13 protein-coding genes and 1 tRNA gene are annotated in these 13400 nt (G+C 73.3%); 2 read left to right on the top strand and 12 right to left on the bottom strand.

Annotation, left to right across the window (positions count from 1 at the left end; translation table 11 throughout):
• Positions 1–136: 136 nt before the first annotated feature.
• The 3 genes from ACF1AK_RS32810 to ACF1AK_RS32800 all read right to left on the bottom strand — a co-directional run bounded on the left by ACF1AK_RS32810 (position 137) and on the right by ACF1AK_RS32800 (position 3100).
• Positions 137–1081 carry a chaplin gene (locus tag ACF1AK_RS32810; protein ID WP_391502472.1) on the bottom strand — a complete coding sequence of 315 codons (945 nt, stop codon included), beginning with the start codon at positions 1079–1081 and terminating at the stop codon, positions 137–139.
• Between the two features lie 242 nt (positions 1082–1323).
• Positions 1324–1566: a chaplin gene (locus ACF1AK_RS32805; RefSeq protein WP_391502471.1), complete on the bottom strand. Its 243-nt coding sequence runs from the start codon at positions 1564–1566 to the stop codon at positions 1324–1326.
• 190 nt (positions 1567–1756) lie between these two features.
• The gene (locus ACF1AK_RS32800; protein ID WP_391502470.1) at positions 1757–3100 is read right to left on the bottom strand and encodes a M20/M25/M40 family metallo-hydrolase; all 1344 of its coding nucleotides are present in this window, start codon (positions 3098–3100) and stop codon (positions 1757–1759) included.
• Between the two features lie 252 nt (positions 3101–3352).
• On the opposite strand from ACF1AK_RS32800, the gene ACF1AK_RS32795 reads away from it, so the two are divergent.
• Positions 3353–3437 (top strand) — tRNA-Leu (locus tag ACF1AK_RS32795).
• Between the two features lie 266 nt (positions 3438–3703).
• Positions 3704–4987 (top strand): flavin-containing monooxygenase, encoded by a 1284-nt coding sequence (locus tag ACF1AK_RS32790; RefSeq protein ID WP_391502469.1) that lies wholly within the window; start codon positions 3704–3706, stop codon positions 4985–4987.
• A 24-nt stretch (positions 4988–5011) separates the two neighbouring features.
• Here the strand turns inward: ACF1AK_RS32790 and ACF1AK_RS32785 are convergent, their stop codons facing one another.
• The 9 genes from ACF1AK_RS32785 to ACF1AK_RS32745 form a co-directional block, all read right to left on the bottom strand.
• On the bottom strand, positions 5012–6124 hold the full coding sequence (locus ACF1AK_RS32785; protein ID WP_391502468.1) for a tryptophan dimethylallyltransferase family protein: 1113 nt from the start codon (positions 6122–6124) through the stop codon (positions 5012–5014).
• Positions 6091–7413 carry a cytochrome P450 gene (locus ACF1AK_RS32780; RefSeq protein ID WP_391502467.1) on the bottom strand — a complete coding sequence of 441 codons (1323 nt, stop codon included), beginning with the start codon at positions 7411–7413 and terminating at the stop codon, positions 6091–6093. Before ACF1AK_RS32780 ends, ACF1AK_RS32785 begins: the two co-directional genes overlap by 34 nt.
• Positions 7414–7424: 11 nt before the next feature.
• Positions 7425–8018, bottom strand: a complete 594-nt coding sequence (locus ACF1AK_RS32775; RefSeq protein WP_350545548.1) for an ATP/GTP-binding protein — start codon at positions 8016–8018, stop codon at positions 7425–7427.
• Positions 7993–8376 (bottom strand): DUF742 domain-containing protein, encoded by a 384-nt coding sequence (locus tag ACF1AK_RS32770; protein WP_391502466.1) that lies wholly within the window; start codon positions 8374–8376, stop codon positions 7993–7995. The genes ACF1AK_RS32775 and ACF1AK_RS32770 overlap by 26 nt, the downstream gene beginning before the upstream one ends.
• Positions 8373–8774, bottom strand: a complete 402-nt coding sequence (locus tag ACF1AK_RS32765; protein WP_350572324.1) for a roadblock/LC7 domain-containing protein — start codon at positions 8772–8774, stop codon at positions 8373–8375. Before ACF1AK_RS32765 ends, ACF1AK_RS32770 begins: the two co-directional genes overlap by 4 nt.
• Entirely contained in the window at positions 8771–10033 is a 1263-nt protein-coding gene (locus ACF1AK_RS32760; RefSeq protein ID WP_391502465.1) for an ATP-binding protein, read from the bottom strand. Before ACF1AK_RS32760 ends, ACF1AK_RS32765 begins: the two co-directional genes overlap by 4 nt.
• Before the next feature lie 399 nt (positions 10034–10432).
• Positions 10433–11896 (bottom strand): chloride channel protein, encoded by a 1464-nt coding sequence (locus ACF1AK_RS32755; RefSeq protein WP_391502464.1) that lies wholly within the window; start codon positions 11894–11896, stop codon positions 10433–10435.
• Positions 11897–12035: 139 nt separating this feature from the next.
• Positions 12036–12800 carry a TetR family transcriptional regulator gene (locus ACF1AK_RS32750; protein ID WP_391502463.1) on the bottom strand — a complete coding sequence of 255 codons (765 nt, stop codon included), beginning with the start codon at positions 12798–12800 and terminating at the stop codon, positions 12036–12038.
• Between the two features lie 79 nt (positions 12801–12879).
• Positions 12880–13400: acyl-CoA dehydrogenase family protein (locus ACF1AK_RS32745; RefSeq protein ID WP_391502462.1), on the bottom strand; the 521-nt coding region annotated here is incomplete at its 5' end.

The raw sequence follows: 13400 nt of genomic DNA, 5'->3' as shown, positions 1-13400 counted from the left end.
CGGGGGCGGCGGGGCCCGGGCCGGCCGCGGCCGGGGGGGGGGGGGCGGGGGTCCCCCCGGGGGGGGCGGGGGGGGGGGCGGGGGGGGGGGGGCGGCCCCCCCCCCCCCGCGTCCGGTGTGTCCGGCCGGTCCCCGGTCAGCGGGCGCCGGCGCGGGCGCGGCGGTAGAGGACACCGCCGCCGATCAGCAGGGCCAGGCCGGCGGCGCCGAGCAGCTCGGTGTTGCCGGCGCCGGTGGCGGCCAGCTGCCGGCCGGTCTCCTCGACGGCCGGGGCCGGCGTGTGCGCCACCGCGGGCCGCGCCGGGGCGGCCGGCGCGGCCTCGGCCGGGGCCGCCGCCCGGGGGGTGCCCTGGGCGGGGTCGCCGGCGCTCTGGGTGACCGGCGGCGCGGGCGGCGGCGCGTTGTGCGGCGCGTGCTCCTCCGGGCAGTCCTCCTGCGGCGCCGCGGGCTTGACGGGCGCCGGGGCGGCCGCGGTGACGCAGGTGTTGCCGTAGGCCGGGTTGAGGGCGCCGACCACGTCCACCGAGTTGCCGCAGGCGTTGACCGGGATGTGCACCGGGGCCTGGACGCTGTTGCCGGAGATCACGCCGGGCGAGCCGGTGGCCGTGCCGGAGGCGGCGGCCCCCGAGGCCGCCGGACCCGCACCCGCCCCGCCCGCAGCCGCCGTGCCCGGACCCGGCTGGCCGCCGCCCTGGTGGGCACCTCCGGACTGGGCGCCACCGGACTGGGCACCACCCTGGTGCCCGCCGCCGGACTGGCCGCCGCCCTGGTGCCCGCCGCCGGACTGGGCGCCACCGCTGTGGGTGCCGCCCGCGTGCGCACCGCCGGCGGGGCGCCCGGAGGAGTTGGCGCAGTTGTTGCCGAAGGCCGGGTTCAGCAAGCCGATCACGTCGATCGTGTTGCCGCAGGCATTGATCGGCACTTCGACCGGTACCTGCACCGAGTTGCCGGAGGCCACGCCCGGCGAGCCTGCCGCGACACCCTCCGCGCCGGCGCCCGCGTAGGCGTAGCCGGCGGTCGAGGCCAGCACACTGCCGGTGGCCACGGCCGTGAGGAGCCCCTTCTTGGCTGCGTTCCTCATATTTTCCCCTGACATTTCGAGACGACGTGACGACCCTCCGAAAGTCGGAATTTCCGAATAGGTGGAGAGGTCCTCGCTGCATGGGAGAGAACGAAGGAACCCGCAGGGAGGTTGGCCGGTTCAACCACCATTCACCCTTTCGAGGGATGTCGCGCCACATTCGCCGGGCGCGCGGAAAAAACAAGCGCCCCCGGCACGGCACGCACGCCGTCCGGGGGCCCGGCTCAACGACCGAGAGGGGTTCAGACGTTGAAGCAGGTGTTGCCGAACGCCGGGTTCAGCACGCCGATCACGCTGATGGTGTTGCCGCACACGTTGACCGGGATGTGCACCGGGATCTGGATCTGGTTGCCGGACACCACGCCCGGGGATCCGGCGGCCACGCCCTCGGCCCCGGCCCCGCCGTGGGCGGAGGCGGCACCCGTGACGGCGAGCACCAGGCCACCGGCGGCGGCGGTCACGGCAGCGATCTTCTTGACCTTCATCATTCCTCCTGTATGAACACCCGGATATCGGTTCCGGGCCGTCACAGGAGGGAACGACGGTGCGGCGAACGGGGTACGGAGCGGCCGTCCGCTTCACCCGGACCGGTGATACGACGAACAGGAAATCGATCTGTCGGAACGGCCAGCGGCCCGCTCCCGGAGGATCCGGGAGCGGGCCGCCGACCGGTGCTCAGCAGGCGTCGATGAACCGGTCCAGCACCCGCACACCGAACTTCAGGCCGTCCACCGGCACCCGCTCGTCCACGCCGTGGAACATCCCGGCGAAGTCCAGCTCCGGCGGCAGCTGCAGCGGGGCGAAGCCGAAGCAGCGGATCCCGAGGTCCTGGAAGGACTTGGCGTCCGTCCCGCCGGAGAGGCAGTACGGCACCGCGCGGGCGATCGGGTCCTCGGCGCGCAGCGCGGTCTGCATCGCCTCCACCAGCGCGCCGTCGAAGCCGGTCTCGATCGCCTTGTCCGAGTGCAGGCTCTCGCGCTTCACGCGCGGTCCGAGCACGCTGTCCAGCTCGGCCAGGAACTCCTCCTCGTAGCCGGGCAGGAAGCGGCCGTCGACGTGCGCGGTGGCCTGGCCGGGGATCACGTTGACCTTGTAGCCGGCGCCGAGCATGGTCGGCTGGGCGGTGTTGCGCAGCGTGGTGCCGATCATCTTGGCGATGCCGCCGAGCACCCGCAGCGTCTCGTCCATGTTCTCCGGGTCGAGCTCGACGCCCAGCGCGTCCGACAGCTCGTCCAGGAAGGCCCGCACGGTCTTGGTGATCCGCAGCGGGAACTGGTGGCGCCCGAGGCGGGCGACCGCCTCGCACAGCTCGGTGATGGCGTTGTCGTCGTTCTCCATCGACCCGTGGCCGGCCCGGCCCTCGACCGTGAGCCGCATCCAGTGCATGCCCTTCTCCGCGGTCTCCACCAGGTAGAGCCGGGTGCGGTCGTCGACCGTGAAGGAGAAGCCGCCGACCTCGCCGATCGCCTCGGTCACGCCCTCGAACAGGTCCGGGTGCTTGTCCACCAGGTAGCGGGCGCCGTAGGTGCCGCCCGCCTCCTCGTCGGCCAGGAAGGCCAGCACCAGGTCGCGCGGGGGCTTGCGGCCGGTGCGCAGCCGGTCGCGGACGACCGCGAGGGTCATCGCGTCCATGTCCTTCATGTCGACCGCGCCGCGCCCCCAGACGCAGCCGTCCGCGATCTCGCCCCCGAAGGGGTCGTAGGTCCAGTCCGCGGCGTTGGCCGGCACCACGTCGGTGTGGCCGTGGATCAGCAGGCCCGGCCGCGAGCGGTCCTCGCCCTCGATCCGGACCACGGTGGACGCCCGTCCCTTGGCCGACTCGATGATCCGGGGTTCGAGGCCGAACTCGGCGAGCTGCTCGGCCACGTACTCGGCCGCCTTCCGCTCCCCCGGGCCGGAGCCGTCGCCGTAGTTGCTGGTGTCGATCCGGATCAGGTCGCGGCAGAGGCCGGCGACCTCGGATTCGCCCGTCACCCTCGGCGCCGCCGCCCGCTCCGCCGACTCGCTCCGCTCGCTCACGGTCACTCCTCGTCTCTGGCCCGCACCGGCACCCCAGCGCCACCCCGGGACCTGCACCCGGGTCGCACGAGCACGTCCGACCATCCTCTCCCAGCCCCCGGGCCGGATCCACCCCCGCGAAGCGGGCCGACACGCCGCCGCAACCTGCGCTCCCCCGTCCGGGGCCGTTTTGGGACCCGCAGCGGATCACTGCTACAGTTACATCTGTCAGCGCGGCCGACGAACAGAAGGAAGCCGCGAGGACAACACCCCGTCCGGGTGGCGGAATGGCAGACGCGCTAGCTTGAGGTGCTAGTGCCCTTTATCGGGCGTGGGGGTTCAAGTCCCCCCTCGGACACCGCAGAAGCGGGCCAGGAGAAATCCTGGCCCGCTTTTTCGTTGGGCCGGAGCCCTTTCCGCCCGTGCTGTTTCCCGACCGCGCACCTTTTGTACGCCATTGGTCCCTGTTCGGTCGTCGTGACCTGAGGTTTACTTTGTCGGCGCCGCCCCGCCTCGGGGCCGCGCCGACGGGGGAAGACCAGGCCGGTGGATGGGAAGGTGGGGTGTTCCGTGGGGAATTTCCTGGATGGGTCGTATGCCGTTGACGCGTCCGGTGGGGCGCCGGTGTGCGTCATCGGTGCGGGCCTCTCGGGCCTGGCCGTCGCCCACGCGCTCGCGGTGAGGGGCATCGACTTCGTCTGTCTGGAGAAGGCCCCGGAGGTCGGCGGGATCTGGCGCAAGCCCGCGGCCGGGGAGCGCGGGCCCGGCTACCGGTCCCTGCACCTCAACACCGCCAAGCAGCTCACCGGCTACACCGCCTTCCCGATGCCGGACTCCTACCCGGCCTATCCGCGGCACGACGAGATGGCCGCCTACCTGAGGGCCTTCGCCGAGTGGGCGGGCCTGCTGCCGCGCATCGAGTTCGGCACCGAGGTGCTGTCGGTCCGGCAGGACGTCGACGGCTGCTGGCTGGTCACCGGCCGGGACGCGCACGGCGGCACCTCCACCCGCCGGTTCTCCCGGGTGGTGGTCGCCTCGGGCGCCAACGCGGAGCCGCTGCTGCCGGATCCGGTGCCGGCCGGCGCCGGGTCGTTCACCGGCCGGATGCTGCACGCCGTCGACTACCTGGACGGCGCGGCGTTCCGCGGCCGCCGGGTGGTCGTGGTGGGCCTCGGCGCCTCGGCCGTGGACATCGCCGCGGACCTCTCCCGGCACGCCGCCCGGACCGTGCTGTCGGTCCGCCGGGGCCTGCACGTCGTGCCGAAGCAGCTCTACGGCATATCGTGCGACGTGATCGCCGAGTCGCCGTGGTTCACCGACATGTCGCTGGCCGAGCGGCGCGAGTACATCGAGCAGGCCCTGCTCGTCGCCCGGGGCCGGCTCTCGGACTACGGCCTCCCCGAGCCCGACCACCCGATCTTCTCCTCGGCCGTGACGGTCTCCGACGAGATCTTCAGCCGGATCCGGCACGGCGCGGTGACCCCCCGCCCCGGGATCGAGTCCTTCGCCGGGAACCTGGTCCGCTTCACCGACGGGACGGCGGAGGAGGCCGACGCCGTCGTCTGGTGCACCGGCTACCGGATGTCCTACCCGTACCTTCCGGCCGGCTGCCCGGTCGGCCCGAGCGGGCGGGTGGAGCTGTACCGGCGGGTCGTCGCCCCCGCCCGGCCCGGCCTGTACTTCGTCGGCCTGATCCGCCCGGTGGGGGCCATCACCCGGGCCCTGGAGGCCCAGGCGCAGTGGGTCGCGCAGCTCATCGGGGGCGAGGAGGCGCTGCCGTCCGGGGACGTCATGCGCAAGGAGGTCGACGACTACCTGACCGGCATCGCCGCGCGCTACGGGCAGGGGCTCGGTGCGTCGATCCAGATCGACGTGGTGCCCTACGTCCAGGAGTTGCGCGCCGCCTGACCCCTGCCCGTGCGCCGGGTGCCGTCAGCCGGACGGCGGCCGGACGGCGTAGGCCTCCGCGGAGAGGTACACCGTGAGCCGGGGCGGCCAGCCCCGCTGGTGGGCGAGCGCCAGGTAGGCGATCAGCCCGACGCCGTCCTGCGGCCGCCGCCCGGTGAGGGAGGGAAGGGCGCGCAGCAGCGGGGCCGGGTCCATGCCGTGCCGGCCGAGCAGGGCCACCGCCCGGTCGAGGGCCTCACCGTCGTGCCGGGCGTAGTCGCGCACCGGGATGTGCAGGGTGAAGCCGCTCGGCCGGTCCTCCGCCGGGTCGGTGAAGGCGTGGCAGGAGAGCACCGGCAGCCCGGAGAGCCTGGCGTCCGGGCTGCCGGCCGCGGTGGCGGCGAACTCCCGCAGCGCGGCGGCCGTCGGCCCGGCGGGCATCCGGGAGAGGTCGCCGGCCGCGGTGGCGGGCAGCCCGGGGTGGCGGACGTAGACCTTGACCCGGGGCCGCTCCCAGTCGCCGAGGTCCAGGGCGAAGAACGGGTGCCCGTCGCCCGGCGGCAGGGCCGCGTACGCCCACTGGTGGCCGAGCCGGTCCAGCGCCTCGCGCACCGTCTCGGCGGCCCGGCCGGCGCCGCGGGCGGCGGGGTTCAGGTAGACCTTGACCCGGGGGACCCCGCCGGGGCGCAGCTCCAGGGCGCACCACAGCGCCAGCGGCCCCTGCGGGGCCTGCGGCAGGAAGAGGTCCTCCAGCTTGTCCAGCCAGGTGGTGGAGAACCCCCAGCGCCGGGACATGCCGTGCACGGCGTCCAGTCCGGCGCGGCCGTTCTCCTCCAGGCCGTCCGTGCCGCAGCCGGGCTCCAGCAGCACCCGCAGGTCGGGCGGGCCGTCCGGCCGGAAGGAGAGCGAGTACTCCACCGGCGTGTGGTCGTCGGACAGGAAGGTCCGGCCGGACGGCGGCAGGTCGAGCCGCCGTCCGGCCTCCGGTCCCAGCGCCTCGACGAGGACGTCCGTGTAGGTCCGTGCGTCGTCGGCGTCGAGGCTCGCGACCTCGCACAGGCGCCGCAGCTGGCCCGCGGTGTACTCCCCGAGCGTCGGGACGCCCGGTCTTTCCGGGTTGCCGGTCACTTCGCCAGCCAGGACAGGAAGGAACTCCACAGCCCGCGTTCCTTGCGGGCTCCCGTGGTGTGCTCCTCCCGGGCGGGCGCGGCGGTCCGGGACGCGGTGGCGGGCCGGGGTGCCTCCTGGACCGGGGTGAACCTGGTCGGCAGCGCCGACAGCGCCCGGCTGAACGGGCCCGGACGCCAGGTCAGGCTGTCCACCGGCACCGCGAGCTCGATGTCGGGCAGCCGGTTGAGCAGGTTCTCGATGGCCGTCACCGTGATGTGCCGGGCCGGCTCCTTGGACGGGCAGGCGTGCGGGCCCGCGCTCCACGCCAGGTGGGCCCGGTTGCTGCCGGCCCCGCCGGTGTTGGCCGCCGCGATGCTGACCAGGACCAGCTCGCCGGCCTCCAGCTTGGTGCCGGCGAACTCCATGTCGGCCGCGGGGTAGTGCGGCGCGTAGTTCGTCAGCGGCGGGTTGCCCCAGAGGGTGTCGTCGAGCGCCTCGGCGATCAGGCCGCCCTTGTGGGCGTACTGGTCCTGGGTGAGCAGCAGGTGCAGGGTGTTGCCGATGAGATTGCGCAGCGGCTCGGCGCCCGCGCCCAGGAGCAGCGCGAGCTGGTGGACCATCTCCTCGTTGTCCAGGGCCGCCTCGTGCTGCATCAGCCAGGAGGTGACGTCCTCGCCGGGCCTGGTGCGCTTGAGGGCCACCAGGTCGGCCGCGGCCTGCATCAGGACGTCGGCGGCCCGGGCGGCGTTGACGCCGTCGAACATGCCGGAGATGCCGAACAGCACCCGGTCGCCGATGTCGGCGGGGCAGCCGAAGAGCTCGTTGAAGACGAACAGCGGCAGCTGCTTGGCGTACTCGCCGACCAGGTCGGCCGAGCCGCGCGCGCTGAACTGGGCGATGAGGTAGTCGGATATCTGCCCGATGCGCTGGGTGAGCCGGCGGGTGTCGATCCGGGCGAGGCTGTCGGTGACGGCCTGGCGCAGCCGCAGGTGCTCGACGCCGTCGCTGAACATGCAGTTGGCCCGGTAGGCCAGCAGCGGCAGGACCGGGCTGTCGGCGGGGATCCGGCCCTCGTTGAGGTCCCGCCAGCGGCGGGAGTCCTTGCGGAAGGCGGCCGGGTCCTGCAGCAGTTGCAGCGCGGCGGTGTAGTCGGTGACGAGGGTGGCCTCGACGCCCGGGGCGAGTTCGACCGGCGTGGTCGCGCCGAAGTGGCGCATGTAGGCGTAGTAGGCCTGCGGGTCGGCCGCGAACTGGGGCCCGTACAGGGGTATCCGTTCGCCGGTGCCGTGGGCGGGGCACCCGGGCGGGGGTACGAGTGCGGTGGACTCAGCGTCCATTGTGTCTGCTCCTAGTGGACACGGTCCAGCAAGTGACGGACCAGTCTGATCAATGCTTCGGCGGAGGACTTCTCGTCGCGGGCGTCGCAGGTGACCACCGGGGTGTCCTCCAGCAGGTCCAGCGCCTCCCGCAGGGCGGCCTCCTCGTAGACCGGCGTGCCGTCGAAGCGGTTGACGGCGATCGCGTAGTCGAGCCCGTACTGCTCGATGAGGTCGATCACGGCGAAGGAGTCCGCGAGCCGGTCGGGGTCGACCAGCACCAGCGCCCCGAGCGCGCCGCGTGCCATGTCCTCCCACATCTGCACGAAGCGCAACTGCCCGGGGGTTCCGAACAGGTACAGCACGACGCGGTCGCTGAGGGTCAGGCGGCCGAAGTCCATGGCGACGGTGGTGGTGGTCTTGCTCCTGACCCCCTTGAGGTCGTCGACCGCCTCCCCGGCCCGCGTCATGGTCTCCTCGGTGGACAGCGGGGTGATCTCGGAGATCGAGCCGATGAAGGTGGTCTTGCCCACCGCGAAGTGCCCGACGACGAGGATCTTCACGGCGGTCTGGTTGGCTCCGTCGCGGACGTAGGCCCGCTCATCCAAACTTGGCCTCAAGTCCATTCAGCACCTCCTGGAGGATGCGCGTGTCCACCAGGGAGGCACGCGCGACGGGCGGCCGCACGAGAAGGTGGCCGCCTTCGCTGAGCGCGGAGAGGAGGATCCTCACCACGCCCAGGGGCAGCCGGGTGTGTCCGGCGATCTCGGCCACCGTCAGGTAGCCCGCGGAACATAATTCGAGCAGGCCCTGCTCCTCGGGCGAGAGCCGGCGGCTGGGGCGTTGCTGCTCCTCCCCCGCGGCCGTGACCAGGGTGACCAGGGAGAGCTGCTCGTCGTCGGGCAGCCCCCGTCCCTTGGTGATGACGTACGGTCTCACCAGGGGCGGGGCCGCGTCGGGTGCTTGCTCGCCTGGGGTGGTCATGGGCGCACGCCGAGGTTCTCGCGCGGGGGCGCCATGAGGGCCTTGCCGAGCTGGCCGACGAGCTGCTGCATCCGGAAGGTGATGTCCGCCATGTCGACGTCCGGGGAGGCCGAGACGCCGAGGTAGGCGCCCTGGCCCGCGGAGATGAGGAAGACCCAGCCGCCGTCGAACTCCACCAGGGTCTGCCGCCACTGCTGCTGGGAGCCGTTGCAGAAGAAGGCGAGCGATCGGCTCAGCGACTGCACTCCGCTCATCCCCGCGGCGACCCGGTCCGCGTCGTCCTTGCCGATCTCCTTCGTCCGGGCCATCAGCAGACCGTCGGCGGATATCAGGACCGCGTGCAGGGCCCCGGGGATCTCCAGGGCACTGTCAAGCATCCATGACAGATCGTTGTTCACGGGTACTCATGTCCTTCACTACTTGCAGCGGTTGCGCTGCTCGTCGTTTCCGCGGCGTCCGGATTCGTCGCCCGGCCGGACTGGGTGCCTCGCTGGAAGGCGCCCATGATCGCCGCCGTCTCCGCCCCTGAGCGGACCGGGGCGCCGGAGGCCGGGGCACCGAAGGCCGGGGTGCCGAAGGCCTGGGCCCCGGCTCCCTGGGCGGCGAAGCCCGGGGTCTCGTACCCCTGGGCGCCGGCGGGGACCGGCTCGGCCGGCACCACGGCCATCGGCCGCTTGCGGCGGCGCTTCGGCAGGCCGTCGGCGCCGGTGGCGGCCGCGGCCGGCGCGGCCTCGAACGGGTGGCGGGCCGTCTCGGCGCCGGCGGGGGCGGCGGGCGCGGCCGGCTTCTGCTCCGGCATGGCGGTGAGGAGTTCGTGCGGCAGGAGGAGGACCGCGCGCACACCGCCGTAGGGGGAGGAGGAGTCCACCGACACCTCGAAGCCGAAGCGCTCGCTGAGCACACCGGCCACCGCGAAACCGAACTGCGGCGGGTTTCCGAGCGAGGAGACCCCGGAGACGCGCTCGGTCGACAGGAGCCTTTCCGCCCGGGTGCGCTCCTCGTCGTTCATGCCGATGCCGGCGTCGTCGACGACGATGCAAATGCCCTTCGGCACGGTGCGGATATTGATTTCCACCATCGTGTCGGGGCTGGAATAGCTGGTAGCATTGTCCAGCAGTTCGGCGAGCACCAGCGCCACCGGCTCGACCGCCCGGCTGGTGATTCCGTAATTGACCTGGGAAAGAATCTCCACCCGCCGGAAATGCCGGATGCGACCCTGCGCGCTGCGGACCACGTCATAGATCGACGCCACCTCGCGCTGACGGCCCAGCCAGCCGTCGCAGAGCACGGCGATGGACTGCGCACGCCGTCCGAACTGCGAGTTCGTGTGGTCGATCTCCAGGAGGTCCTCCAGGATGACCGAGTCGCCGTACTTCGTCTGCAGCCGGGAAATGACCAGCTGCTGTTCGGCGGCGAGGCCCTGGAGGGTGCGCATGGCGGACTTGAGGACCGTCTTGGTCTCCTCGTCGGCACGCACGTGCGCCGCCTCGACGGATTGCGCGAAATCGCTCTCCAACGCGGCGTAGTGGGCTCTCAGTTCCTCGGACTCCTGCCGCGCCGACGCGGCTGCCCGGCGCTGGAGGACAATGACGGCGATTGCGCCGAGGAGGACGACGAGAAGAGCCCAGAGAATGGGGTTCTGCAGGGAATGCGTCATAGGACTCTCTTCAGGAGAGTGGCGGCCAGCTGCTGATTTACCGTCAAAGCGGGGTGGGCCGGCGGACGTCCGCGCCGGGGTCACCGCCCGGACCGCCCCTGTGATCGTTCCGTCTCACACCCGCCCGATCCCCCCGGCAAGCGCCGTGATCATATCATCGGATGAAAGACCCCTCCGCAGCCCGCCACCAGGGGCTACCAATTGACGTGCGCTCAGTTCGACCGGCGCCGAACACCCTTTCCGGGGCGCTGCGGCGCCCATTCGACCAGACCATGTCACGAGGGGCAAACGCCCTGCTCCCGACCCTGGGGGAACGTCCGGCCCCGGGCCCCGGGTTCACCCGGGACAGGGCTCGGCGGACACGGGCTCAGCGGGGTGCGGGATCAGCGGGGCGCGGGATCAGCGGGGCGCGGGGTCCGGCGGGCGGCGGCGGGCGAGGCCGCGCACCAGCTCGCCCACGACGAACGCCGTCACGGCGGTCACCAGCAGCAGCGGGAGCAGATCGGGCGCCTCGGCCCCCAGCAGGGCCGTCGCCAGCACCGTGCTGGTGACCGGAAGCCGGGTGACCGCCGTGCCGGAGGCGGCGAGGCCGACGGCCAGGCCCGGCGCGGTGCCGAGGCCGGGCAGCGGACCGCAGGCCACCCCGAGGGCGGCGCCGATCAGCACCGCCGGGAAGATCGGCCCCCCGCGCAGGCTGCCCAGCGCGATGCCCCAGGCCGCCGCCTTGCAGAGGGTCAGCGCCAGCAGTGCGGACACCGGCCAGGCCGCCGGGTCCGCGGCGAGCGCGCCCAGGGTCGCCTGCCCGGAGAGCGCCGCCTCCTCCGGCGAGCGGCCGGTCAGCAGCGCGTAGGCGGCGAGGCAGGCGCCCACCGCGACCGCGCACAGCACGGTCCGCGCCGCCGTCCGCCGCGCGGCCGGGGGCGCCCCGGCGGGTTCCGGGGCTCCGGTGGTGAAGGTCTTCACCCGCCGGCCCAGCGTCTGTCCCGCCACGCAGACCACGGTGACGGCGGCGGCGAGCGGCAGGCCCCACAGGAAGTCGCCCGGGTCCGGGACCCCGCTGTGCGGCACCGAGGGCAGCGAGAGCGCGCCGATGGACAGCCCCGTCCAGTGGCCGAAGCCGGTGAAGACCAGCGCGCCCACGCCGCTGGCCAGCAGACACGGCATGATCAGCAGCAGCAGTGCCGGCCCGCCGAGGCCGGCCGCCTCGATCATCATCACGGCGGCCACCAGCGGGCTGCCGAAGATGGTGGAGATCGCCGCCGTCGACCCGGCCGCCCCCAGCACCGGCACCAGCTGCGGCCGGGCCGAGCGGCGGGCCGGCCGGACGGCGAGCAGCGCCAGTCCGCCGCCCATCGCCATCAGCGGCGCCTCCGGGCCGAGCACCGCACCGAGGGGCAGACAGGCGAGGGCGGCGAGGACGACGCCGGGCACGGCCTTCGGCGAGGTCGGCGGCCCGCCCATGCCGTCCACCGGGACGTGGCCGCCGTGACCGGGAAGCCGGGTGATCACCGGGGCGACCAGCAGACCGGCCAGCAGCAGGGCGGGCAGCGGCCACCACCAGGGCGCACGGCCCTGGCCGAGGGCGTCCGGCAGGCTCTCCCAGATCCAGTGCTGGAGCTGGTGCTCCAGGCCGACGAACCAGAAGGCGGCCAGCGAGACCGGGACACCGGCCAGCGCGGAGATCAGCAGCAGGCCCAGATAGCCCCTGGTCAGCAGCACCTCGCGCAGGGCCGGGGAGGGCGCCTGCTCGGGAGCCGCTCCCGCGACGGGGCCGGGACCGGAGCCGGGACCGGAGCCGGGACCGGAGCCGGGCGGCGGGGCCGGGTCGTCGCTGCCGCTCGGACCGGCGCTCGGCTCGGGCATCGTCGGCCTCCGTCGCGTTCCCCGCGCCGGTCCGGCTCCGGCCGCGTGCTGCGACCGAGTCTCGCCCGCGTCCGGGGAGCCCGCACGTCACCGGGGCGCGGCCACGCCCCGATTGCGCCGTCGGGGTGAGCGGGCGGGGTCAGTCCTGACGGATCTGCCGGGAGTCCCCGAGCGCGCTCTCGATGCCCTGCACCATCCGCCACAGCGGCGCCCGGCGGCTGGCGACCAGCACCACGACGTCGTCCTCCTCCCCCGCTCCGGCCCCGCCGGACGCGCTGCCACCGCCGCCGGGCCGCTCGCTCCAGGTGTCGGCGACGAAGGCCATCGCCCGGTCCACCTCCGCCACCCAGTCGCTCTCGCCGCCCGAGCGCAGCCAGGTGCGCAGCGCGTGGTTGTGCGCGGCGACCACGGCGGCGGCGACCACGTCGGCCCGCAGCGGTCCGTCCGGGCGGCCGGCGAAGCGGCCGCGCAGATAGTGCGCGAGGGTGTGCTCGTAGCGCCAGACGACGGAGAGCTCGTAGGCGCGCAGACCGGGGACCTTGCGGGTGAGCCGGTAGCGCTGGACGGAGAAGGACGGCTGCTCGGCGTACATCCGCAGGACGAGCCGGGCGGCGTCACCGGCGTGGCGGACCGGGTCCTCCTCGCCGGTGCCGGATTCGAGGAACCCGGTCATGTCCGCGAGCCCGCGCTCGTGGTCGGGGAAGACCACGTCCTCCTTGGCCGGGAAGTAGCGGAAGAAGGAGCGCCGGCCGACACCGGCGAGCGAGACGATGTCGTCGATCGTGGTCTGTTCGAATCCGCGCTCCAGGAAGAGCTCGAAGGCGGCGGCGACCAACGCCTCGCGCATCGCGGGCTTGGGGTGCCCGTCGTTCATGGGCTGGTCCTGCTCTTCCTTCTCGCTCATTCCCGGAACATAGCATCGGCCTCGAACACCCGGACCGGGCCGCGGAGGGCCGGCCCGGGGCGGCCGGGCGCCTCCCGCACTAGGGCAGGTTGCGGGCCATGACGATGCGCTGGATCTGGTTGGTGCCCTCGTAGATCTGCGTGATCTTCGCGTCCCGCATCATCCGCTCCAACGGATAGTCCCGGGTGTACCCGTACCCACCCAGCAACTGCACCGCATCCGTCGTGATCTCCATCGCCGCATCCGACGCGAAACACTTCGCCGCCGCACCGAAGAACGTCAGATCCCCGTCCCCCCGCTGCGACTTCGCCGCCGCCGCGTACGTCAGCTGACGCGCCGCCTCCAGCTTCATCGCCATGTCCGCCAGCATGAACTGCACCCCCTGGAAATCACCGACCGGCTTCCCGAACTGCCGGCGCTCCCGCACATACCCCTTCGCATAGTCCAACGCCCCCTGCGCGATCCCCAGCGCCTGCGCCGCGATCGTCACCCGCGTGTGGTCCAGCGTCCTCATCGCCGTCGCGAACCCCGTCCCCTCCGCACCGATCATCCGGTCCGCCGGAATCCGCACACCGTCGAAATACACCTCACGCGTCGGCG

This window comes from Kitasatospora sp. NPDC015120, assembly GCF_043080305.1.
In the GTDB taxonomy this organism is placed as follows: domain Bacteria; phylum Actinomycetota; class Actinomycetes; order Streptomycetales; family Streptomycetaceae; genus Kitasatospora.
This window is presented reverse-complemented; position numbering and strand designations above follow the sequence as displayed.